The following is a 22,879-nucleotide window of genomic DNA, read 5'->3' on the forward strand; positions in this document are numbered from 1 at the left end:
CTGCCGGTATCGGCGGCCTTTTTTTGTTTGACATTTAATTCACTTGAAGTGAATAATATATTCAAAGTGAATTAAAAACGGAAGGATTGATCAGTATGCCGGAGCCATTGCAAACAGAAAAAAACCAGAGCCGGGCCATCACTCTCTTTACGATCGGTGTGTTCATGGCGGCGCTGGACAACGGAATTATTTCCGCTGCTCTGACGACGATTAACAGCTCTTTTGATGTTTCTCCTTCATGGGGATCGTGGGGAGTGACCCTTTACACATTGGGACTCAGTGTCAGTGTGCCGATTGTCGGCAAGCTGTCGGACCGATACGGGCGGAAAAAGCTGTTTATGATTGAAGTCGGGCTGTTCGGACTCGGCTCTTTGCTTGTCGCACTCAGTCAGAGCTTCCCGATGTTTTTGGCGGCACGGCTCATTCAGGCGCTTGGCGGCGGCGGAATTTTTATTATCGGGAGTTCGCATGTGCTGGCCGTGCTTCCGAAGGAGAAACAAGGGAAAGCTCTCGGGCTTTTAGGGGCGATGAACGGTATGGCGGCCGTCCTCGGGCCGAATATCGGGAGCTTTTTGCTTGATGTAACCGGATCGTGGCATTGGCTGTTCTTGATTAACCTGCCGATTGCCGCCGCTTTGGTTGTGTGCGGCGGTTTGTTTATCGCTGAAACGAAAGAGCCTGAGGCGAAACGTCTTGACCTCGCCGGCACAATGCTGCTGTCTCTTGCGATCTTATCTTGTATGATCGGTATCACGAATCTCGATGGGGCGAAGCTGTCAGAAAGCATAATGGACGTAAAGGTGTACGGGTATCTTTTGGGATCGGCACTTCTCTTTCTGGTGCTTCTTAAGGTCGAAAAGCGGGTTGAAAACCGAGGGGGCGATCCGATTCTCGCCTACTCGCTGCTGCAAAATAAAGTGTTTCAATGGACGCTCGTTATCGGATTTTTATCGGGAGGGCTGCTCGCTGCGGTCATTTTTATTCCTTCTTATGCGGAGCAATATTTGCACGTATCGGCGGAGAAAGCGGGTTATTGGATGACACCGCTCGCGTTGGCGTCAGGCATCGGAGCGTGGCTCGGCGGGGCGATCACGGATAAAAAAGGGCCGGTCTTTTCCGCGGTTGTATCAGGCGCCATCGCATTTGCAGGCTTCAGCCTGTTTCCGTTATGGGTGACGGATAAATGGGAATTTGTCACAGCGAGTGTCATTGCGGGGATCGGTTTCGGATTTCTGCTCGGGGCTCCGCTGAATGTGCTTGTATCAGAAACGGCGGGCCAAAACAAAGGAACAGCGCTCGGCACGCTGTCACTCGTAAGGCAGGTCGGGCTGACGCTCGCTCCGGCTTTATATGCCGGCTTCATTACAGCGGGCTTTGACCGGATCGGAGATGACATCAAAAACCGTTTAGCGAAAAGCGGCATTCCCGCTGATCAGGCGCAAACGCCGGATATCGGCGGCGGACTTTCTTCGTTGCAGGAGCAGGTAAGCCGAATCCCCGTTCCCGCTGTCAAAAAAGCGGTTTCTGATGCGATTGAAGCGGGCATTGCCAGCGGCTACCACCATCTTTATACGGCAGCCGCCGTCATTTCATTATGCACGATTGTATCTGCGGCTGTTTTGGCGTTTTTCCGGAAGCCGGCATCCTCTAAGACAGATGCCAGCCCATCCTCCGGGAAAGCTCAGTAATATGGGCGATGTGATGTTCAGAGTGCCAGACATATAGTCCGAGCGCTTGTTCCAGCGTAACCGTCTCTTTAGATACAGGATGGAAGTATGTCCGTTTGAATTGGGCTTTCGTCATGGAGCGCAAAAGAGCGGCCCATCTTCTGTGCAGGATCGCTAACAGCTCAAGCGCATCCCCGCAAGCGGCGGTTTTGGAATCATGAAGATCGGCCCAGCCTTTTTCATCATAAGGACGGATTTCCGGTTCATTCTCCGTTAAGCTCAATTTAAACCGGGTATAGCCGTTCATGTGGCTGTCCGCCAGATGGTGAACCACTTGGCGGACAGTCCATCCCCCTTCGCGGTACGGCGTATCAAGCTGACTGTCCGACATCGCTCTGACAGCTTGTTTCAGTTTGGCCGGAGCGTGTTCGAGCGCATTGATCCATTCTTGTTTCTGTCCGGCCGAAATCGATTCAGCCGGCTGATATTCTCCAATCGGATAGCTGAGAGTTTGTTTTTCCATTTTTGTCTCTCTCCCGTTGCTCGTATTATGAAAGTATGATGGTGATGTCACAGCCTTCCGCTTTCGCTTCACGAAAGACCTGAAGCACACTCTCGGCGCCATTTTCTGTAAGCTGCTTGCTTTGTTCAAACTGTCTCCATTCTAAAACGAGGGGGTATTCCACCCAGCCGGTCAGACAATCCCATAAAGCGTCAAGGTTTTCACCGTAGTATTCAGGAAGGGCAAGTTCCTTTTTCAATGTCTGGTGCAGGTCGCTCATACTTCTGATTTGCTCCCCGTTAATAACTGCTTTATTCATACGCGGCTCCTTTCCCATGTTTTTATTCTATCAGTTTACCATTTTCCTCTTCAGAAGTGACCGGAGTCTGCCGCGGTTCCAGCTGGACAATGCCTTGCCCGCCGTCAACGGCCACCCTGTCCCCCGTTTTCAGTTTTGACGTTGCATTTCCGCACCCGACAACGGCAGGAATCCCCAGTTCCCGGGCAACGATCGCCGCGTGGGACAAAGGGGCGCCGACGTCCGTTATGATAGCGGCCGCTCTTGGAAAAAGCGGGGTCCAGCCTACATTGGTTGTCGACGTCACTAAAATTTCCCCCGCCGCAAAAGAATCCCCGTCTTCCGGGACATCAAGGACACGGACAATGCCCTCCACTCTCCCGGCCGCTCCCGCGAAACCTTTTAAAGTGTGCGCATCATCAGCTTCCGCAGGCATAAAAGCATCGTAATAATCCGCTCTTCTGTCAGGATTTTCAGCCCATTTAAACGGATTGAATCTTCCGTTAATAACGGATGGGAACGGCGGCAGTTTTTTATAGGTTTCATAGTTTTGCTTTCTCGCTTGAATCGACGCAACCGCCGGCTCTTTCCCCGCGAGCAGATCGGTTATTTCATGCAGATACAAGAAGAAAATATCGTCCTTCATGCCGGTCATTTCCGCCGCTCTGAGCGCGAATGCTCTGGCTGTCCGATACACCCTGACAAATTCGGATCTGGTTGTTTCTCTCATATTCGCGTATTCTGACGCTTTTTCCATTTTGGCTTTGAGCCATTTGACCTTATGAGGAAACTTTTCTTCAAATCTTCGGAAGGCCTGTTCATGCGCCCGCTGCTGTTTCAAAAGCAGTTGTTCGGCATCAATACCCGACTCCTTGTGTTCTTTGATCTGCTTCGTCAGCCAATCCCGGTTTTCTCCCGGATGCGGTATGGAAAGTTCGTATTCATGCGGACCTCGGTGGCCTTGGTTCCTGAGATATTCTTCCTCGCTCATACGGCCTTTTATGACTTGATCAATGCCGATAATCGGCTCCAGGCTGGCCAGTCCGCCTTTTCCCCTCAGATTGGACAGCAGGAGATTCGCATCTTCTATCCCTGCGAGTTTTGTTAATTGAGAGGTTAACGACGAAGAGGATTGCGCAGAATCACGCCCGCCGGATATTAGCGCAAACCACGCGTTGCATAAATACGGATAGATCTCATCATTCCATATCGCTAATAATGCCCGCTCCGTTTCGGCACGTTTCAGCTTTTCCTCAATATTCCGGCACCACTCCGGCGATTCGTCCAAGTAGGAGGACATGTTTTTTTTCGCGAGCTTCATTTTCGACAGATACGGTTTCAGTTTTTTCGAGATGATCTTCAAAAGTTCATACTTTGAGAACGGATATAAAGGAATCTTCATTTCCGCCGGGATTTCTCCCAATGTATCGCTCATCATTTTTCCTATTTTTCCGCCTTTCGGATTCAGACCGAAAGCGGCGAGAACGGAAAGAGGCTGGCTCATATTGTTATAGGCTCTGCCGCAAATATTGCCGGACCAGACATAATAGCCCGGAATGATGCCCGACTCTTCATCCAGATTCCGGAGGAGCGACCATGTCAGCGGCGTCATCACATCGGGAATCGCTTCTCCTATATTTGTGTTTGTCCATAAAAAATCACCGCTGAAAGAATCATTCCATTCATAGGTTTCCAGATTTCCGGCCTGTAAGGTCGTAATCGGGCGGGATTGTAGAATATACAATGTCCCGCCCGCGGCGGCCCATTCAATATCCTGCGGCCCTCCAAGATCTTTTTCCAGCTTTTTCGCCAGTTTATAGAGCTTTGACGCATATTTGCGAAATTCCCCGGGGCCGTCATATTTTTTCTTAGGCCGTGCCAGTTTAAAAGAATAGGCATCGGCTTCCCCGGAAACGAGCTGCTCCCCGAGACCGTAGACGTAATTGCCTGTCATCTCCCGCCTGCTCCCCGTAATCGGATCTGCGGTAAACAGCACTCCGGATATCTCAGACGGTATCATCAGCTGGATGACGATTGCGATTTCATGCTCATCTTCCATTCCCTGAACGGCGCTATACGCTTTTACCCTTTCTGACTGTGCCGATCGGCGGACTTCATCAATCGCCCTGGACATGTCTTGATCTGTTTTGACATTCAACACCGTATCGAATTCTCCGGCGAAGGAAGCCTGAGCGGAATCCTCGCTCAGCGCGGATGATCGTACGGCAAACAACGCAGATGCATGGCGGCTGCGGATGGATTTCACATATTGATCAATAGCCTCTCTCGCCTGATGGCGCAGCTGTCCGTCCTGAAAGGCAGACGGCAAAATCACAAACCCTTCAGGCACAGGATACCCGCTTTGATACATTTTAGAGAGAATGCTTCCTTTTCCTCCCGCAAAGGAATAAAGTTCGTCCGGAAGTTCTCCGAATGTTTTGACACAGTCATTCATAATGTCCCCGCTCCTTTTTAGTCGTTCATCCAAGCTCACAGTTTTTCTCTTTTTCACTTTTTTTGAAAGTATTTCCTATAAGTATACAATATATCGGTCTTCACAAGGGAGAAAATCGATGGCGTTATGTTGTCATAAATGCATCCGTCAAAACGGCCGCAGCGGGGTCTTCAGCCTTACAGTGAAAGCGCTATTAAAATTAGAGATAGGCGGCCCGATACTGCTTGCCTGGCATTCGCTTCCGGCTTGCCGCGGAGGGTTTCGTTTGCAGGTTATGTACAACTTCCGTATCAAAAAAGGCGGCTGAAAACGCCGCCTTTTTTTCAGACTGTGCGGCCTTGATGCGCCGCCGTATTTCTTTTGGTCCGCTTCGGCTGATACACTTTCCCGACAAACAGGTATCCGTATCTGAAATGGTTGCACACCCAAGATACGAAAATGGGACCGAGCGTGCAGATCAAAAATAAAAGAAGGATGGCAGCCGCTAAAGGCATTGATCGCAAATAGCCTTCCAGAAGATATCCGCTGATTAAAAAGTAGGAGTGCAGCAGATAGATTGAAAACGAATAGTTGCTGATCATCATCACAATCGCGGGCACTTTTTTGAGCTTTGAAAACAGATGAAAACACAGAAAGATCATACTGACCGCGTAAATCATAATATCCGGACGCTTAGAGGAAATGGAGCCGCCGCTGATATATGAAACGGCCACAATCAATATTGCCGATACGGCCGCACTGAAGTAAACCGCATAACGGTACTGATTCATGAGCGATAAAAAACGCGGATATTCCTTTCCGCAATAAAATGCCAGACAGAAATAAAACACCCAGCCCGGAAACGGAACCCAAAAGAACGGAAAAATAGAATCAAGCCCCGATGATGCCGGCGGATGAAAGATGGAAAAGTAAGCCAGATAGACGGCGTTGATGATAAACGAAACAGACAGCACCCACATGGGAGATTTGTTGTTCAGCCAGCGGTGCAGCAGCATATGGAGAATGTAAAATTGAAAGATCACAAGAATGAAGTAGCCGATGAAGTTTCCTAAAAACACATTCTCTAAAAATTTACCGATCACTGAAACGAATCCGGCTCCTTCTTCCGCCACGCTTTTCATTAAAATGGCATCCACCGCGGCAATAAACAGAAACGGCACGAAAATGACTTTGCCCCTTTTCTTTAAAAAACCCGCGGGAACGCCTCCCGGGTATGACCTGGCAAGCAGAAATTCCGAAATAAAGATAAACGCCGGCGTGCTGAACATCAACAGGGTCCGAAAAGCATCAACTGTATGGGCGGCACTGGCTAAGGACTCTTCCTGAATCATCAGCACCATTGAAACTACGTGAAGCAGAACCACACTTAAACAGGACAGGCAGCGAATCACGAAAATTTCTTTTATCTGCATGCGGCCGCTCCTTTTTCACAAGCGCGCCGGACTTTAGCGTATGCTTGGCGCAGCCATTTTTCCCGCAGCTCGGGTGTGCTCGTTTTGACGACAGAAAAAAGGTTCCGCTCGGCTTTTTGAATGCCGCAAAATTGCAGAATGCCTTTTTTCAGCGTAATCCAGTCCGAGTTTTTCCGGAACCACTTTAAGTACCAGCCCGGGGAATCCGCCGTATAAAAGACCTGTGCCGTCTCTGCCCGGAGCAGTCCTTTTACGCGGCCTTTTTCATATGTGTAGGCTTCTCCAGCGACAAGCACTCTGTCAAAAAAGCCTTTCATAATCGCCGGAACGCCTCCCCACCACAGCGGGTAGATGAAAATGAGATGATCCGCTTCTTTCATCAGTTTCCGGTATTTCTTCGTTTCAGCGTCCCGGTTCATGTCAGAGCGCTTTTTTTCGCCGCCGTACTTCAGCACGGGATCAAATTGGTCGGCGTATAAGTCAATGACCGTATAGCTTTGGCCGCTGTCCTTTAAAGCCATGACGACGTATTTTACGAGAGCCGCATTGAAACTGTTCTCATCCGGGTTTGCATACACAATCACCGTCTTCATATGTCCCTCCCATTATTTCTTAATTTTTACAATGATTATATCATGATGTCATATGAATGAGGCAAAGACATGAGAAAGGCTTTTTCCAGTTCTGCTGCCGTTTCGATAACCCCTTTCTGCATATTTTTGCTGATTTTGCCGCCGCGGATTCAATGACAAGCATCCGGCACTTCTGCGTTTTTGAGCGGCCGTATGGTATACTAGCTGTCAAATGAATGGCTTGGAGGACAACATGAGAATTTTAAAGTACGCGATTTTAGGGCTTTTGCGAAAAGGCGAATTGAGCGGATATGATATATCGAGCTATTTTAAGGAAGAGCTCGGCCAGTTTTGGAGCGCAAAGCACAGCCAGATTTATCCGGAATTAAAAAAACTGACGGCTGAGGGATTTATTACGTTTCGCACTGCGATTCAAGGAACAAAGCTTGAGAAAAAAATGTACACGCTGACTGACAAGGGAGAGCTGGAGCTTGCTGCCTGGCTGACGAAAAAAGACCCGATTCCTGAAACGGTGAAGGATGAATTTATGCTGAAGGCTTATTTCATCTCAGCTTTGACGCAGGAAGAAGCGGATGAGCTATTCACCGATCAGCTCGTAAAGCGGAAGGAGAAATTGTCCGATCTGGAAAACAGTTATCAAGAACTGATGACATCGTCCGCGGAGGCGGATTCATTTTCTTCTCCTGATTTCGGCCATTATCTCGTGCTGACAAAAGCGCTTGAGCGGGAACGGAATTATATTTCCTGGCTTGAAGATATTTTGGCTCTCATCAAAAAAGCATAAACAAAACGGGGCGGCTCTGTATCTGCAAGCCGCCTGTTTACGTTCTGAGAACCGCATTGATAAACGAATCAGCCATTAAAATAAGAAAAAGCAGACTGAAATACACAATCGAATAAAAAAACATCCCCTTCGACCATTGCGTGTCATCCGCCGCCTGAAAGCCTTTGACGCTCCGGTACAGCCAGATGGCTCCGAGCAGGAGAGCGGACGCGGTATAAAACAGGCTGACGTCTATATAAAAAGGAACGAGCAGCGAAACCGCAGTCAGAACGGCAATATAGCGCAGCATTTTTATTTTTGTGGCGCGGTTGCCTTTTATGATCGGCAAAAGCGGAATGCCGGCGGCACGATACTCTTCCTTTCGCCTGATTCCGATCGCCCAGAAATGCGGCGGCTGCCACAAAAACATAATCGCGTATAACAAAATCGCGGGCATATCAATGTACCCGGTGAGCGCGCAATAACCGATTAAAGGCGGAGCCGCCCCGGGAAAGCTGCCGACAAATGTGCTCCAGACGGATTGTCTTTTAAACCAAAGCGTATAAACGACGGCATACAGCAAAAAGGCAAGCAGGCCAAGAACGGCGGTCAGTACATTAAGCGAAACAAGCATGATGAATCCGCATGCGCCGAGACATGTGCCGTACAGGATCATGACCGGCGGCGGTATTCTCCCCGTGACGCTGGCGCGGGTGCGGGTTCGCGCCATCTTTGCGTCCATGCCGCGGTCAAAAAAGTTATTAAAAACAGTGCTTGATGCCATGACTAACGCCGTTCCGATCATGGCAACCGCCATGGCGGCAAATATACCGGGCCCTCCGCCCGTCCTTTCTGACTGAATCCATGCGATCCAAAATCCGCCCAATGCGGCGAGTGAATTTGAGATGATAATCCCCGGTTTGGCAAGAATGATAAAGTCCTTGACCGTCATCCGGTTTCCGTTATGCTTCAGCGGCTGTTCCGTCTGTGCTGCATTTGAGTTCATTTGTTCAGGTTCTCCTTTTTCGGCTTATCATATCAGGAAGAATCAGGAAGCGCAATTTATTTTGGGCATTTTTCACACAATTGTAAATTGTGTATGAAAAGCCGCATCTTGTGACCGGATGCGGCTTTTGCCTTTTTCTATTCAAATCCTGTCCATACAGCTTTTTCAATCCAGCGGATGCTCCGAGCTCGGGCCGGCGATGGCGGCTCCACGCGTCATTTTTGCGCCTCACTGAGATGTTCGCTCTCTTCAGTCACTCAAAAACCGTGTGGATATTGCAAATCGACGTTCTTCTTTCCCGAGCCTTTTCAAGAAAACTTCAGAAAAATAGAAAACCTTGCCGATTAGACGGCAAGGTTTGTTTCTTACAGTGTAAATGCGATATCCGCCCCTGATACAGGGTCTTTGACGAATACGCCCTCTTCTTTTTCTTCGATCTCAAAGCCGGCATCGGTCAGCGCTTTTGTCACACGTGACAGCTCTTTTTGATGCGGCAGCGCGATGGTGTAATAATCCAGCCCGCTTGCATTTCCCGGTTTCGGCGGCGCATGTTTTCCGGCCCATATATTCAGACCGATGTGATGGTGATACCCTCCCGCTGAAACAAACAGAGCGGACATGGCGGCGTAATTGCCGACAATGTCAAAACCGAGGATATCGGTGTAAAACGCTTTGGCTTCCTGTAAGTCCGTCACATGAAGATGGATGTGGCCGATAACAGTTCCTTCTGGAAGACGGCTTTTCCGTTCAGCTCCGGCTTCTTCCAAAAGCCCGTCCACATCGACGGGCGCCGTTTGCATGACATAATTGCCCTCTGCATCGCGCTGCCACGTGCTGCGGGGACGATCGGCGTATATTTCAATACCGTTGCCGTCCGGATCAGACAGGTAAAGAGCCTCACTGACCGCGTGATCCCCCTGACCGAGCGCGATGCCGTTTTCAATCAGCCTGGCCAATGCGATGCCGAGTTCTTTCCGGTCAGGCAGAAGTATCGCGAAATGGTAAAGGCCGGTGACAGACCGCTCCGGCAGAACGACGGCGCTTGGATTTTCTTCAAGCACCAGCAGGACGCGTTTTCCGTCTGCTGACAGTCTTGCTGAACGATCTGTCTGCGAGATGACTTGAAGGCCGATTACATTCCGGTAAAAGCCGAGCGAGCGTTCCATATTTTTAATGGTCAATTTGACATAACCGATTGCCGTATCTTGATGAATGCCGGTCATTTGAACGCCTTCTTTCTTATGCTGAAAAAGTTTCTCCCTTTTTTGATTTGAAAAGGAGCTGATCCAATGAAAGCAGACGGCTTCCTGAAAGCGCTAAGTGAATTGACGCAACCAGTAAGATGAAATCAAATTCCGATCCGCCCATAAATGGTGAGGAAAGCTTCGCCGTGAAGATGGCGCCGACTAATGTGACGGCAAACAGAACGCCGATAATGCGCGTTGCCAAACCGAAAAAGATCAGAACCCCGCCGACAAGCTCAATCGTCGCGATGACATAGACCATAAAGGCCGGAATCCCGATGCTCTGGAAAAATTGCGTAGTTCCTTCCAACCCTTGAAACTTGGATAAACCGTGAACAAAAAAGATAATACCTGTTACAACCCTTAAAAGCAGTGTTCCTGTTTCGAATGATTTATTCATAAAATCCTCCTTGAAAATTATTATCACTTACTTTATGTAAGCTAGTATATATACATAACTTATTTACGTCAAGTAATTTTGTTACATTTAACGAAAATAACTTAAAAGTACTATTTGCCTTCGCGAAAAAAAGACCTCCGCACTCTGTCGGAGGTCTTTTTCCCTATCTATAATTCCCGGAACTGGCTTTCATATAATTCCCGGTAAAACCCGTTCTGGCTGAGAAGTTCGGCATGGGTTCCTTTTTCAGCCATTTCGCCGTCTTTCAGCACAAGAATCTGATCCGCTTTTTGAATCGTGTTCAGCCTGTGAGCGATGATGACGCTTGTTCTGCCCGCCATTAAACGGCCGAGCGCTTCTTGTATTTTCACTTCGGTCACTGTGTCAATGTTGCTCGTCGCTTCATCCAAAATGAGCAGCACCGGGTCTGCCAGCACAGCTCTCGCGATGGAAATGAGCTGTTTTTGTCCTTGGCTGATGCCCGCGCCGTTTTGGGTAAGAACAGTATCATAGCCTTTCGGGAGCCGTTCGATGAACCCGTGGGCATTGGCGGCTTTTGCGGCTTCCTCCACCTCTTTGTCAGAAGCATCCAGACGGCCGTAGCGAATATTTTCCCTGATGGTGCCCTGAAAGAGAAAGGAATCCTGCAGGACAAACCCCATGTTTTTTCTCAGACTGGATCTCGTCAGTTTTTTGATGTCCGTTCCGTCAATGAGGATTTTTCCGTTATTCGGCTCGTAAAAACGGGCGATCAGGCTCGTAACGGTTGTTTTACCCGCTCCGGTCGGTCCGACGAAGGCGATGGACTGTCCTTTCGGAACGCTGAAGGACAGGTGTTTTAAGATCGGGCTGTCTTCATGATAGCCGAAGGAGACATCTCGGAATTCAATCTCTCCCGTTTTGATCGGCTGGTACAGCGCATGCTCTTCATCTTCCCGCTCCTCTTTTTCATCAAGCACGTCAAACACCCGTTCAGCCCCGGCGATGGCCGATAACATCGTATTGAACTGATTGGCTAAATCATTTAAAGGGCGCGTGAACTGCCGCGAATATTCGGCGAATACGACGATGGAACCGATTGAAATCCATCCCTTCAGCGCAAACAGCCCGCCGACCGCCGCTATAATCGTAAAGCTTAAATTGTTTAAAGAGTTCATGACTTTCGGAATGAATCCCGAAATTGTCTGCGCCCAAAACCCCGATGATTGTAACGCCGCGTTTTTTTCTAAAAATTGTTCCATGACGCGGTCTTCCCTCGAATAGGCTTTAATGACCTTCGCCCCTGATATCGACTCTTCAATAAAACCGTTCAGCTCGCCGAGGTTTTTCTGCTGCTGCTTAAAAAGCAATCCCGTCCGGTTGGTGATCCATTTAATGCTCAAAAGCATGATCGGAATAATCAAAAGCGTGATCAATGTTAAAAGCGGACTCATGTACAGCATGACGGCGATTGTGCCGACGAATGTAATGACGCTCGACAGCACTTGAATGACGGATGTATTTAAAGTGGAGCTGACATTTTCGATATCATTGGTGACCCGGCTCATTAAGTCCCCGAGCCGCTGTTTATCAAAAAACGGAATCGGCAGCTCATGCAGATGGGTAAACAGCTCGCTCCGCATTTTAAACACGGTGCTTTGCGAGATATTGATCATCCAATAGTTTTGAAACCATAAGGACAATGATTGCACGAGGTAAATCCCAAACAGGATGAACAGCACCCCCGCCAATCCGTCTGTCGTCTGCCCGACGATAAAATGATCAATCGCTTTCCCGATGACGAACGGTCCGAGCAGGCCGAATATGGCGCTTATGACTACCATGATGATCACAAGGGTTAAAAGCCCTTTTTTCTCGGCTACATAAGACCAGATTCTGCGCAGCGTGCCTTTTGTATCTTTTGCTTTCGCGCGTTTTCTGCCGCCTTCATTTGATTTGAGCGGTATTTTCGGATATCGGAAAGGTTTACGAATGTCTTTTTGCATTGTCAGCTCCCTCCTTTCCGAATTGTGATTCATAAATCTGCCGGTACAGATGAGACTGTGCCATCAGCTCTTTGTGCGTGCCTTTGGCCAGCAGTTCGCCGTCTTCAAGCAATAATATGGTGTCAGCCTTCATCGCAGTCGTTATTTTCTGCGTAATAATCAGTGTCGTGCATTCATAGGATCTGATCGCTTGTAAAAGCTTCGCTTCCGTTTGAAGATCAAGCGCGCTCGTACTGTCATCTAACAGCAGGAGGGACGGCTTTCTGATAAAAGCGCGCGCGATGGAAATCCGCTGCTTCTGCCCGCCTGACAAATTGACGCCCCGCTGTCCCAGCACCGTGTCGTATCCGTTTGACAGCTTCATAATCGTGTCATGGATTTGCGCGTCTTTGGCCGCCTCCATTACTTCATCTAGTGAAGCATCCTCCCGCCCCCAGGCGATATTTTCACGGATGGTGCCCGAAAACAGAAGCACTTCCTGCGGAACATAGCCGATTTCCCTGCGCAGCCCGCAAGCGGAGAATTCACCGATCGGTTTGCCGTCTATGAAAATACTGCCCGAATCAGCCGTGTACAGGCGCGGAATCAGCTGAAAAAGCGTTGATTTTCCTGAACCTGTCGCGCCCATAATGGCAACCGTTTCTTTCGGGCTGGCAGAAAAGGACACGTGATGCAGCGCGTCTTTTTCCATGCCCGGATAGCGGAAGGACACTTCGCGAAACTCAATCCCGCCTGCAAGCGCCCGTGCCGGGTCCTGCCCCGTTCCCTCGCCGCCTTCTGTTTCCAGCACCTCGCCGATTCTTTCTCCGGAAGCCTTCGCCCGGGAAAATACCATGATGAGAAAAGGAAGGACGGACAGCGCGCCTGTAATCCGCGTCGCATAGTTAATGACGGAAACGACATCGCCGACCTGCGCTCCGCCCTGAGCAATGCTTTTGGCGCCGAACCATAAGATAAACAAAATACAAATGTTCATCAGCAGCATTAAAATCGGCATCGCCGCTTCCACGAGACGAAAAGCGGAGACCGTTTTTTCCATCAGCTTCGTATTCGATTTCAAAAAACGTTTCACTTCGTGGTTTGCACGGAGGAGCGCTTTAATCAGTTTGATCGCCGTCAGGTTTTCCTGCATGATCGTGTTGACCTGATCAAGCCGCTTTTGCACAGACCGAAACAGCGCGCCGCCTCTTTTCAGCACCCACAGCAAAAACAAAAGCAAAATCGGCACCGTGATCAGCAGAAAAAACCCGAGTTTCGCATTGACGGTCAGCGAGAGAATAATGCCCCCCGCAATCATTAACGGCGCCCGGAGCATAAACCGGAGACTCATGAAAAGCATATTCTGAACCTGTGTCACATCGTTTGTCAGCCGGGTGATAAACGATGTGGATGAGAATTGCGCAAATGTCGAATAGGAGAAGGATTGAATTTTTTGAAAAAGCCCTTTTCGCGTATCATACGCATAGCTCTGGCTGATGTGGGCGGAGTAGAATGAATTTAAAATGCCCGATGCGAATGAAACAGCGGTCAGTCCGATCATCACGCCGCCCCACAGCCAAACCGTTCCGAGATCCTGCTTTAAAATTCCTTCGTCAATGATTTTCCCGATCAGCAGGGGCTGTATCAGCTCTACCGCAAGCTCGATGAGCATGAAAAACAGAGCGATTCCCGCCAAAAGAGAATACGGTTTTACATATGATAAAGCCTTTGACATGTGTAAGCCTCCAAATCCTTTGTTCAATATTATTATTTTATGCCTTTCCGGCAAATGAATAAAGAAATTTGGTGTGCCGTTTTTTCAATAATCTGCGAAAAAGATAAAACCTTCCCGGGAAGGGAAGGTTTTGACCTTATTGATCCAATTGCTGTTCAATGCGCTCCCGCATTTGCGGAACGCCTAATCCGACAATGACCTGAAGCGCCCTGCCTTTTCTGACGACGCCGTGGGCTCCCAGCTCTCTGAAATCGGCGTCACTTTTGACCTTTGATTCATCAGCGACAGTGACGCGGAGACGGGTGGCGCAGTTGGTGACCTCCGTAATATTGTCCTTTCCGCCCAGCGCTTCAATATACAAAGCGGCTGTATCCCGCTGTGTTTCGTCTGCCGCCGCTGTTTCTTTTGAAGCCTGCTTCCGTTCTCTGTACTCCTTTTTCGAATAGAGCTTTGTTTCCTGCCCTTCCTCTTTTTCTCTGCCCGGTGTGGCGATGTTGAATTTGAGAATGAGGAAACGGAAGACGAAAAAGTAAACAGCGGTAAAACACAATCCGATAATGATCTGGTATACATACGTCAAGCCGTGGCTTGACGCCAGCGGAATCCAGTTCAAGGTCGCAGCTTCGATCAAACCGCCTCCCATATTTCCGACGACGCCGGCCATATACATGACGGTTGCCATGGAAGCGGCAAGCAAAGCATGAACCGCAAATAAAAACGGCGAGATAAAAAGGAATGTAAATTCAATCGGCTCTGTAATTCCCGCGACAATGGACGTCAAGGTGACCGGGATCAATAGGCCGGCGACGATTTTTTTCTTTTCCTTTGAAGCCGTGGCGTAAAAAGCGAGCGCGATTCCCGGAATGCCGAAGATTTTCGAGTTGCCGTGAAGCGCGAAGCCCCCCTGCGGGAACAATTCTTTCAGCGGTTTGACGCTTTGAGAGTATTCCCCGAGATGCTGGGCCCAATAGGTGACGATACCGCCTTCAGCCACAGCCGGACCGTAAATAAACGGCGAGTAAATAAAATGATGCAGGCCGGTCGGAATTAAAATCCGCTCCAGGAACGTGTAAATCCACACGCCGATCGCCCCGGAAGAAACGAGAAAGCTTTGCAGCGAGCCTATTCCGGACTGAACCATCGGCCACACGTATGCCACCGCAAGTGAAATCGGTATCATAATGAAGAAAGAAATGATAACGATGTAGGAAGATCCTTGAAAAATCCCCAGGAAATCCGGCAGTTTTTTATCAAAATAACGATTGTGCAAATACACGACAATAGATGAAATAAAGATGGCGCCGATAATATTCGTATCAAGCGTTTTGATCCCGGCGATCATCGTCAGCCCGCTCGTTCCGCCCGCTTCCTGAGTCATATCGACATGAAAAGCCCCGCCCCAAACCGTCAGAATCGCATTGATAAAGTAATTGAATGTCAGATAAACTGTAAGCGCTTCCAAACAGGCCCGCGCCTGCGCTTTTTTCGCTAAGGCGACAGGTATGCCGATCGCAAACAGGAGCGGCATTTGATTAAAGACGGTCCAGCCGCCCTGTTCAATGACGTACCAGCATTGATACCAAAGCCCGTCAGGATCAGCCAGCGGCCCCATCAGCGTTTTATTTTTAAACAGCGTACTCAGACCGACAATAATACCGGAAAATGCAAATAATAAAACAGGCACAAACATCGCGCTGCCGAAGCGCTGGACTTTTTGCATCATTTCACGTGACCTCCCGCTATTTATCAAAATTTTCGAGCTCTTTATAATCAACATATGCGCGGAATAACGCTTCGCCCACCAGAAAAAACGGGGCAAATGCGACGATTTCCGTTTTATCGCTTAACGTCACCGGCTTGCTGGTCGCATAAAGATTATACGGCGTCGTTTGCGCCAGTACGTTGTTTTTCAGATTGGTGATTGAAATAAACGGAACTCCCTTTGCGGACAGGGTCCTTACCTGCGGAATTAATTCGGGTGTTTCGCCTGATAAAGAAATAATGATGAATACGTCATCAACCTTAAAATCATCACACATGATATCAAACTCTGTGATGTCCTGAATTAAAATCAGATACTTCCGCCGGGATACAAACATCCGCTGCAGCTCACGGGCGCACACCCTCTGAGCCGTCCCCGATCCGTAAACGAAAATCCGTTTTGCTTCATCTATCAGCCGGCACATCTCCGTCATATCTTTTGACTTCACGTATTTTACATTGGCTTCAATATCATCCAGCAGCTTTTCAAACGTCATATTCTCGCCCTCTTCAGGCTGATCCTCCCATTTCAGAAAAACACGGAATTCACTGTAGCCGCTGAAGCCCAGTTTTTGGGCGAGCCGCAGGATGGAAGACCGAGAGACATTGCAGGCTTTCGCCATGTCATTGATACCGAGATGGTAGCACGTATGTTTATGATTCAATATATATTTTAAAATATAAAAATCGTTGTCATTTAATTTCGCGTAATGCTGATTAACCAGTTCTTCAAGACTCATCCCAAAAATCCCCCCGTTTTCTTTCTATTATATAGAATAACAGATAAAGAAAACGGGGAAGATTGTCATCAGGAAATAGGAGACGGACTTACATCAAGCTCAGGCCAGTAGTCCTTGTTAGCCTCCATCAGATCTTCAAGAATCAGTCTTGCCACACGGGCGTTCGGCACTGTTTTTGACAGGATCAGCGCCTGCCACAGCTTTTGAAATGACCGCTCTTCCCACGCTTCAGCCGTCAGTTTTTCAACAGACACCTGCTGTTCCATCAGGCCTTTTTGAAATTGCGGTATGTTCCCGACTAAGAGCGGTTCCGGTCCGTTTGAGCCTACGAGACAAGGAATCTCAACCATGGCTGACGGATCAAAGTTTGCGATCGCGCCGTTATTTTCAACGATTAACAGCATCCTCTCCCCTGTGTTGTAAGCGATGGCCCGGGCAAGGTCGACGATATAGGAAGCATGATCATCAATTTTAATTTCACTGTTCTCCGACGATTGTTCGCGCGTAATCATATCGCATTGGCTGAAAATGAAAGCTTCCCGCCCTTCCATGACTTCGTTGGCTCTCGTATGGTTCGGATTTGATTTTTTCACCATATCATCCGGGAATAAGTAATATTGCAGATATGTGTTCGGAAGCGTATCCGGATCAGCCGCCTGTACGTCGCGCGCTTTTTTGAATGTGTCATTCCAGCTTGCTTCAGTCTGTTCGGCCTCCGTCTTCGGAACGTAGCCGTATTCACGGACATGCTCTTTCAGCTTCGGCATTAAATCATTGCCATGCCGGTCTGTGATGGACGTCCACCAGCCAAAGTGGTTCAAGCCGTAGTAACGGACGTTCATTTCTTTTCGTGAAGATAATCCGAGGATGTTCGCCATGCGATCCTCAATTCCGACCGGCATGTCGCAGATGTTCAATATTTTTGAGTTCGGTCTGAGGCGCCGTGTAGCTTCGGCCACAATCGCCGCCGGATTGGAGTAATTCAGCATCCATGCGTCGGGCGAGTACGTTTCCATATAATCAAGAATCTCCAGAACACCGCCGATAGAGCGCATGCCGTATGCGATTCCGCCCGGCCCGCATGTTTCCTGGCCGACCACGCCGTACTTCAGCGGGATTTGTTCATCGAGCGCGCGCATCGCATATTTTCCGACGCGGATATGCGCCATGACGAAGTCAACATCCGTAAAAGCCGTCTCTGGGTCATCAGTCGCCAGAAATTCAATGTCCGGCGCTTTTTCTTTTATAAATACCTCACACGCACCCGCAATCCGCTCCTGCCTTTCTTTATCATTGTCATAAAGTTTCAGCTTTCTGATCGGAAACTCTTCCAGGTGATTCAAAAGCATTAATACAATTCCGGGGGTAAATGTGCTGCCGCCGCCTGCAATAACGATTGAGAATGATTTGTCTGTCATGTGAAGCCCTCCTCTGATAACGTTTACATTTTATTTATATCATGAGAAGGTCCGATCTGTACCGGGTTTGGAGGAGTTAGATCATTTAATCAATTTTAGTTATTTTTCTCAAAAAGCGGGAAAGTTCCCACAGGTACGAAAAAGGCCTGCTGTCATCAGCAGACCCATTCTCAAAAATGCTCTTGTAAATCAGAAAGCAGCACTTCCTGCTCAAATTGCGGATTTCCGATCGGAAAAATTCTGGCTGTTTCCTTGTCTTCGTTGACATGCTGAATATAAATCGGAACTCCTTCGTACGTCACATACGCCATGGCGGCGGATTCCGAAATGTCTTTCGCACGCTGTGTATTCACGTCTCAAACCTCCTTTAGGCCTCACACATAACGTGTCCGGCAGCCAAGAGAAGTATGCTTGTTTCTTACAATTGTCCGGTGGTGAGTTTGAATTTTTTGAGGCGTTTGTAAAACGTGCTCCGCGGGATTCCGGCCATTTTGGCGGCCAGCGTGACATTCCCCTTCGCTGATTCAAGGGCGTTTACGATGATGTTTTTCTGAATGTGCTCCCGGATGGAGACAGGGGACGCTTCTTCCTGTTCATAAGACTCGGCCGCCTCTTTAAGACCTGACGCTTCAAGCAGGGCTGCGATGGGGCGTTCTGACAGCCGTCCGTCCGGGAACATGACGGAAAGACGTTCAAATACATTAAACAATTCCCTGATATTCCCCGGCCATTTCCGGCTCTTTAATAGGTCTAAAAAGTCATCAGGAAGCTCCCCCCGCCAGCCGCGATTTCGCTGAAATTCAAGGAAGAGGCCGGGAATGTCTTCGGTGCGTTCTCTTAATGGAGGGAGGTGGATCGGACAGACGTGAAGCCGGTAAAATAAATCTTCTCTCAGCTTTTTGCATTCGACAAGCTGTCTCAGATCAGTGTGGGTGGCAGTGATGATTCTGATGTCAACGGGAATCTCTTTTGTCCCGCCGACCGGGGTGACTTTCCGTTCCTGCAGCACCCGTAACAGAGCGACCTGCATGGAGTGTGATATTTCTCCGATTTCATCGAGGAAAAGCGTGCCTTTATCGGCTTTTTGCAAAGCACCGTTATGTCCTTTCCGTTTGGCCCCGGTGAAGGCGCCTTCCGAGTAGCCGAACAGTTCGCTTTCAATCAGCTTTTCGGGGACCGCTCCGCAATTGACGGCGATAAACGGGCCGTTTTTCCTGGAGCTGTTGTTATGAATCGCCCGGGCGGCAACCTCCTTTCCCGTCCCGGTTTCTCCCGTAAGACAAACGGTTGCGTCCGTTCGGGCGACAAGCTCCAGCTGCTGAAGCATATGTCGGGATGACGGGCTTTTGCCTGCCGCACCATGGAATATAAAAGACGGCTTTTCTTCTCGTTTGGATAAATAAACGCATGTGTAGCCGTTCTCCTCCCGCTTCGCCTGCTTGATGTGATAGCCATGTTCCTCAAGCCCGCGCAGCGTATGTCCGGTAAAATGCTGAACGGGACGGCTTGCGGCGATAACCCGGCTCATTTCATTGCAAAGCACGATCGGATCGTGAGACCGGGTAAGCCCGGCGAACTTGCTGATCATGTCAAGTTCTGTCATTTTGATCTTTAGGGCAAGCTCCCGTTCCGCCGTATAAGCGATGGAGGAGGCAATTCCGAGCATAAACGGCTGAGCGCGGGCGGCGGGGCAGGAAATATCAATGACACCCGCCAGCCGCCCGTCTTCATAACGGATCGGCGCGGCGGAACAGCTCCATTGATGAGAAGCGAGCGAATAATGTTCGGAACCGTGTATCATGACCGGCTCATTTGTATAAAGAGCCGTCCCGATCGCATTCGTGCCGACGGCCGTTTCCGTCCAGCGGGCGCCTTTTAAGAAATTGATGCGGTTCGCTTCATGAATGGTGCGCGGGTGGCCGTCAACTGAATGGACAACGCCGTCTGAATCAATCAGGAGAACCATCATTTCCATTTCCCGCATCGCCGTTTTCATTCTTTCTGCATACGGCGTTGAGGCCGCTAAAAATAACGCATGCTTTTCGGCCTGTCTTTCTAAATGATCTGCCGGCATCACATTCGGCCCCTTTTCGAGATAAGGGTTGACGTCGGCTTTTTTGCAGCGGTGCCATGAGGCGGCCACCCGCTTCTGAATACGGGATTCATCGAGCACGCCTTCTTTCACAAAACGCTTCCAGGTTTTAAAATCATTCCGAATGACATTCATTGTATTCGCTCCCCCCTGTTCAGACCATCTTTTCATATATTGTAGGGTAAAAATAAAGCGCTTTCAACGAAAAATACCCCTTCTCATCTGAGAAAGGGTATTCCGGTTATACGGAATGCACCGCAAGTCCGGTGACATTCAGCAGGGCTTCCTGAAGCGTTTCTGACAGAGTCGGATGCGCCGCGATAAAGTGCTCCGACATATCCGCCGTCATTTCACCGTTCATCATCATGACCGCCTGACCGATCAATTCTGTCACGTCCGGCCCGATCATTGACACGCCGACGATTTCTCCGAATTCCGGTTCGGCAATGATTTTCATTTTGCCGCCATGCTGATGCTTTATTAACGCTTTTCCGTTAGCAGAAAATGAGCATTCTCCGATTTTCACATCTCCGTATGTCTCTCTCGCCTGTGTTTCCGTCAGTCCGACAGCGGCCATTTCCGGCGATGTATAAATACAGCGGGGCACCGCCCGCATATTGACTTTGCTGTCCTTTCCCGAGGCATGCGCGGCGGCTGTGATTCCTTCATGAATGGCGGCATGCGCGAGCTGCATTCCTCCGGCCGCATCGCCGCACGCGTATATATGAGGCACATTGGTCTGCATATGGTCATTGACTTCAATACCGCGCGGAGAATACCGGATGCCGGCCTGCTCCAGATTCAGGCCTTGCAAACGCGGTTTTCTCCCGATTGCAACCAAAACGTGATCAGCCTGAGCCTCAATTTCTTTGCCGTCTTTTGTCCACACGGCGGTTTTCCTTTCTTTGTCAATCCGCTGAAGGGCGGCTTTCGTCTGAATATCAGCCCCGCTGTCTCTTAAAGAGTCTTCGAAAACGGCGGCAATTTCTCCGTCTTCTGCCGGGAGCAGCCGGTCAGCCGATTCAATCACCGTCACTTTCGTTTTAAACCGGCTGAATAAAGAGGCAAATTCACAGCCGATCACACCTCCCCCGACAATAAGCAGAGAAGAAGGAATTTGCTGTAAAGAAAGCGCGTCTTTGCTGTCGATCACCCAATCGCCGTCAAATGGGGCAAACGGCAGCTCCGCCGGTTCAGATCCGGATGCAATCAATATCCGATCCGCTTCCAGAATGTCTTTTGCGCCTCCTTCTCCTTCAACAAGCAATGTCTGCTCTGTGAGAAATGAAGCTGTCCCGCTGATGACTTTAATCTGATTTGCTTTCATTAAGTATTGAATTCCCTGCACGAGCTGGCTGACGATTTGCCGTTTGCGCCCCTGCATGCGGGCCCAATTGAGTGTAATGTTTTGCGGCAGTTCGATGCCGAATGTATCTGCGTGCCTGATTTTATCGAGCACATTCGCGCTTTCCAAAAGCGACTTTGTCGGAATGCACCCCTCATTGAGACAAGTGCCTCCGAGCGGCCCTTTGTCAATCAGAACGACTTCTTCTCCCCTCCGCGCGGCAGTCACGGCAGCTGCATATCCGGCAGGCCCGCCGCCGATAATGGCTAGTGTCAATCTCTTCACCCTCTCTATAAAATCAATCCGGCCGGCTCTTCAAGCAGCGCTTTGACCGTTTTCAGGAAGTCCGCAGCCGGTGCGCCGTCACATACTCTGTGATCAAAGGTAAGGCTCAGCGGCAGCATGGTGCTTTTGACAAGTTCATCTCCTTTAAACGCAGGCGTTTCATAGCTTGCGCCTACTCCGAGAATACCGGCTTCAGGCGGATTAAGAATCGGGGTGAAATGCTCAATTCCATAACCCCCGAGATTTGTAATAGAAAATGTCGATCCGTGCAGGTCATCTCCGGAAGCATTGCCTTCCCGCGCCCGGCGTGCCGATGTGCTGATGTGATCCGCAAGCTCAAGGAATGAAAGCTTTTCCGCATCCCGAATCACCGGCACAACGAGACCGTTTTCAAGAGAAACCGCCATCCCGAGGTGGACATATGGATAGGTGATGATCCGCTCCTCTTGATAAGAGCTGTTCAGCTCAGGATGCTGTTTCAGCGCAAGCACCGCGGCCCGGGATACGAAATGTGTGACCGTCAGTTTAACACCGCTCCGCTTTTTCGCGCTGTCGGCGAGCTGCTGCTGCCATTTTACAAGCTCCGTAATGTCCGCTTTCATAGTCAGCGTCAGCTGGGCGCTGTTTTGCAGGCTTTTGTGCATTCGGTCTGCAATTACTTTTCTCATCGCTGAAGCCGGTTTTCCCTCCGGCTGTGCCGTCTGAACCGAAGACTGCGGTTCAGCTTCCGTCTTCATGGCCTTGATGACGTCAGCTTTTACGATTCTGCCTCCGGGCCCCGTCCCGTTCAGCGTTTCAACTTTCAACCCGGCTTTCTCCGCCATTTTTCGGGCAACGGGAGATATTTTCACGCGGTGTTTACGCTTTTGCCCGGCTTTGGGAGCGGGAATATGTTCAGGTTCAGATTGCGGTTTCCCTGCATTTTCAGGAGCCGGCGTCTCCTTCTCCCGCACTTCTTCGCCGTTTTCCCCGATATAACAGATGGGCGTTCCCGGCGGGACTCCTTCTCCCTCTTTGACTTTAATATGGAGAAGCGTGCCGCTTTCAGGCGCTTCTATTTCCATTTCTATTTTTTCCGAGTTGATGCTGGCGATGCTTTCTCCCTTTTCAACCGGGTCGCCGACTTTTTTATTCCAGACGGATACTTCACCTTTCTTCATCGCCATTCCCAGCTTCGGCATTACTACTTTTACAGCCAT

General features: G+C 49.4%; 20 protein-coding genes. 3 read left to right on the forward strand and 17 right to left on the reverse strand.

Going from position 1 to position 22,879, the window contains the following annotated elements; translation table 11 throughout:
* The first annotated feature begins 95 nt into the window (after positions 1 to 95).
* Positions 96 to 1,688, forward strand: coding sequence for an MFS transporter (locus SB24_RS05655; RefSeq protein WP_031378900.1), 1,593 nt, complete (start codon positions 96 to 98; stop codon positions 1,686 to 1,688).
* Here SB24_RS05655 and bstA read toward each other — a convergent pair.
* From bstA to SB24_RS05670, 3 genes are read right to left on the reverse strand one after another with little or no spacing between them, the layout of a single operon-like run.
* Entirely contained in the window at positions 1,648 to 2,190 is a 543-nt protein-coding gene (bstA, locus tag SB24_RS05660) for a bacillithiol transferase BstA (RefSeq protein WP_031378899.1), read from the reverse strand. The genes SB24_RS05655 and bstA overlap by 41 nt on opposite strands.
* A 25-nt stretch (positions 2,191 to 2,215) precedes the next feature.
* Positions 2,216 to 2,488 carry a ribonuclease inhibitor Barstar gene (locus SB24_RS05665; protein WP_007408543.1) on the reverse strand — a complete coding sequence of 91 codons (273 nt, stop codon included), beginning with the start codon at positions 2,486 to 2,488 and terminating at the stop codon, positions 2,216 to 2,218.
* Between the two features lie 22 nt (positions 2,489 to 2,510).
* Positions 2,511 to 4,922 (reverse strand): PEP/pyruvate-binding domain-containing protein, encoded by a 2,412-nt coding sequence (locus SB24_RS05670; RefSeq protein ID WP_015417053.1) that lies wholly within the window; start codon positions 4,920 to 4,922, stop codon positions 2,511 to 2,513.
* Between the two features lie 118 nt (positions 4,923 to 5,040).
* Here SB24_RS05670 and SB24_RS05675 point away from each other — a divergent pair, with 118 nt between their 5' ends.
* Entirely contained in the window at positions 5,041 to 5,229 is a 189-nt protein-coding gene (locus tag SB24_RS05675; RefSeq protein WP_031378897.1) for a hypothetical protein, read from the forward strand.
* Between the two features lie 16 nt (positions 5,230 to 5,245).
* On the opposite strand, the gene SB24_RS05680 is transcribed toward SB24_RS05675, so the two are convergent.
* Entirely contained in the window at positions 5,246 to 6,334 is a 1,089-nt protein-coding gene (locus tag SB24_RS05680; RefSeq protein WP_031378896.1) for an acyltransferase family protein, read from the reverse strand.
* Complete coding sequence (locus SB24_RS05685) at positions 6,325 to 6,927, reverse strand: NAD(P)H-dependent oxidoreductase (protein WP_015417051.1); 603 nt, start codon at positions 6,925 to 6,927, stop codon at positions 6,325 to 6,327. The genes SB24_RS05680 and SB24_RS05685 overlap by 10 nt, the downstream gene beginning before the upstream one ends.
* A 232-nt stretch (positions 6,928 to 7,159) precedes the next feature.
* On the opposite strand from SB24_RS05685, the gene SB24_RS05690 reads away from it, so the two are divergent.
* On the forward strand, positions 7,160 to 7,711 hold the full coding sequence (locus SB24_RS05690; RefSeq protein WP_012117104.1) for a PadR family transcriptional regulator: 552 nt from the start codon (positions 7,160 to 7,162) through the stop codon (positions 7,709 to 7,711).
* 37 nt (positions 7,712 to 7,748) lie between these two features.
* On the opposite strand, the gene cyoE is transcribed toward SB24_RS05690, so the two are convergent.
* From cyoE to SB24_RS05755, 12 genes are all read right to left on the reverse strand, one after another.
* Entirely contained in the window at positions 7,749 to 8,696 is a 948-nt protein-coding gene (cyoE, locus tag SB24_RS05695) for a heme o synthase (protein ID WP_015417050.1), read from the reverse strand.
* 365 nt (positions 8,697 to 9,061) lie between these two features.
* A complete protein-coding gene (locus SB24_RS05705; protein WP_039252300.1) occupies positions 9,062 to 9,919 on the reverse strand; it encodes a catechol 2,3-dioxygenase in 858 nt (285 codons plus the stop codon).
* Positions 9,920 to 9,935: 16 nt separating this feature from the next.
* Entirely contained in the window at positions 9,936 to 10,340 is a 405-nt protein-coding gene (locus tag SB24_RS05710; protein WP_007408534.1) for a DoxX family oxidoreductase CatD, read from the reverse strand.
* Between the two features lie 167 nt (positions 10,341 to 10,507).
* On the reverse strand, positions 10,508 to 12,325 hold the full coding sequence (locus SB24_RS05715; RefSeq protein WP_039252303.1) for an ABC transporter ATP-binding protein: 1,818 nt from the start codon (positions 12,323 to 12,325) through the stop codon (positions 10,508 to 10,510).
* Positions 12,306 to 14,039 carry an ABC transporter ATP-binding protein gene (locus SB24_RS05720; RefSeq protein WP_015239413.1) on the reverse strand — a complete coding sequence of 578 codons (1,734 nt, stop codon included), beginning with the start codon at positions 14,037 to 14,039 and terminating at the stop codon, positions 12,306 to 12,308. The genes SB24_RS05715 and SB24_RS05720 overlap by 20 nt, the downstream gene beginning before the upstream one ends.
* A gap of 136 nt (positions 14,040 to 14,175) precedes the next feature.
* On the reverse strand, positions 14,176 to 15,762 hold the full coding sequence (locus SB24_RS05725) for an alpha-glucoside-specific PTS transporter subunit IIBC (protein ID WP_015388532.1): 1,587 nt from the start codon (positions 15,760 to 15,762) through the stop codon (positions 14,176 to 14,178).
* 16 nt (positions 15,763 to 15,778) lie between these two features.
* Positions 15,779 to 16,540, reverse strand: coding sequence for a MurR/RpiR family transcriptional regulator (locus SB24_RS05730; RefSeq protein WP_007408530.1), 762 nt, complete (start codon positions 16,538 to 16,540; stop codon positions 15,779 to 15,781).
* Positions 16,541 to 16,608: 68 nt separating this feature from the next.
* Positions 16,609 to 17,958 (reverse strand): maltose-6'-phosphate glucosidase, encoded by a 1,350-nt coding sequence (gene glvA / locus SB24_RS05735; RefSeq protein ID WP_039252307.1) that lies wholly within the window; start codon positions 17,956 to 17,958, stop codon positions 16,609 to 16,611.
* Between the two features lie 170 nt (positions 17,959 to 18,128).
* Positions 18,129 to 18,311: an H-type small acid-soluble spore protein gene (locus SB24_RS05740; RefSeq protein WP_003155535.1), complete on the reverse strand. Its 183-nt coding sequence runs from the start codon at positions 18,309 to 18,311 to the stop codon at positions 18,129 to 18,131.
* A gap of 65 nt (positions 18,312 to 18,376) precedes the next feature.
* A complete protein-coding gene (locus tag SB24_RS05745) occupies positions 18,377 to 20,185 on the reverse strand; it encodes a sigma-54-dependent Fis family transcriptional regulator (protein ID WP_039252310.1) in 1,809 nt (602 codons plus the stop codon).
* A gap of 106 nt (positions 20,186 to 20,291) precedes the next feature.
* Positions 20,292 to 21,671 (reverse strand): dihydrolipoyl dehydrogenase, encoded by a 1,380-nt coding sequence (gene lpdA, locus SB24_RS05750; protein WP_015239408.1) that lies wholly within the window; start codon positions 21,669 to 21,671, stop codon positions 20,292 to 20,294.
* Positions 21,672 to 21,685: 14 nt separating this feature from the next.
* The gene (locus SB24_RS05755) at positions 21,686 to 22,879 is read right to left on the reverse strand and encodes a dihydrolipoamide acetyltransferase family protein (RefSeq protein WP_039252311.1); all 1,194 of its coding nucleotides are present in this window, start codon (positions 22,877 to 22,879) and stop codon (positions 21,686 to 21,688) included.

The sequence above is a fragment of the Bacillus sp. Pc3 genome (assembly GCF_000815145.1).
Classification (GTDB): domain Bacteria; phylum Bacillota; class Bacilli; order Bacillales; family Bacillaceae; genus Bacillus; species Bacillus velezensis.

Excerpts from the sequence above, each read along its gene's own strand:
- SB24_RS05720 (WP_015239413.1), bottom strand. The coding sequence starts at position 14,039 with ATGTCAAAGGCTTTATCATATGTAAAACCGTATTCTCTTTTGGCGGGA.
- SB24_RS05690 (WP_012117104.1), top strand. The coding sequence starts at position 7,160 with ATGAGAATTTTAAAGTACGCGATTTTAGGGCTTTTGCGAAAAGGCGAA.
- SB24_RS05715 (WP_039252303.1), bottom strand. The coding sequence starts at position 12,325 with ATGCAAAAAGACATTCGTAAACCTTTCCGATATCCGAAAATACCGCTC.
- SB24_RS05675 (WP_031378897.1), top strand. The coding sequence starts at position 5,041 with ATGGCGTTATGTTGTCATAAATGCATCCGTCAAAACGGCCGCAGCGGG.
- SB24_RS05730 (WP_007408530.1), bottom strand. The coding sequence starts at position 16,540 with ATGAGTCTTGAAGAACTGGTTAATCAGCATTACGCGAAATTAAATGAC.
- SB24_RS05725 (WP_015388532.1), bottom strand. The coding sequence starts at position 15,762 with ATGATGCAAAAAGTCCAGCGCTTCGGCAGCGCGATGTTTGTGCCTGTT.
- SB24_RS05755 (WP_039252311.1), bottom strand. The coding sequence starts at position 22,879 with ATGGCTGTAAAAGTAGTAATGCCGAAGCTGGGAATGGCGATGAAGAAA.
- SB24_RS05705 (WP_039252300.1), bottom strand. The coding sequence starts at position 9,919 with ATGACCGGCATTCATCAAGATACGGCAATCGGTTATGTCAAATTGACC.
- SB24_RS05670 (WP_015417053.1), bottom strand. The coding sequence starts at position 4,922 with ATGAATGACTGTGTCAAAACATTCGGAGAACTTCCGGACGAACTTTAT.
- glvA (WP_039252307.1), bottom strand. The coding sequence starts at position 17,958 with ATGACAGACAAATCATTCTCAATCGTTATTGCAGGCGGCGGCAGCACA.
- SB24_RS05710 (WP_007408534.1), bottom strand. The coding sequence starts at position 10,340 with ATGAATAAATCATTCGAAACAGGAACACTGCTTTTAAGGGTTGTAACA.
- SB24_RS05745 (WP_039252310.1), bottom strand. The coding sequence starts at position 20,185 with ATGAATGTCATTCGGAATGATTTTAAAACCTGGAAGCGTTTTGTGAAA.
- SB24_RS05655 (WP_031378900.1), top strand. The coding sequence starts at position 96 with ATGCCGGAGCCATTGCAAACAGAAAAAAACCAGAGCCGGGCCATCACT.
- SB24_RS05680 (WP_031378896.1), bottom strand. The coding sequence starts at position 6,334 with ATGCAGATAAAAGAAATTTTCGTGATTCGCTGCCTGTCCTGTTTAAGT.
- SB24_RS05665 (WP_007408543.1), bottom strand. The coding sequence starts at position 2,488 with ATGAATAAAGCAGTTATTAACGGGGAGCAAATCAGAAGTATGAGCGAC.
- cyoE (WP_015417050.1), bottom strand. The coding sequence starts at position 8,696 with ATGAACTCAAATGCAGCACAGACGGAACAGCCGCTGAAGCATAACGGA.
- SB24_RS05685 (WP_015417051.1), bottom strand. The coding sequence starts at position 6,927 with ATGAAGACGGTGATTGTGTATGCAAACCCGGATGAGAACAGTTTCAAT.
- bstA (WP_031378899.1), bottom strand. The coding sequence starts at position 2,190 with ATGGAAAAACAAACTCTCAGCTATCCGATTGGAGAATATCAGCCGGCT.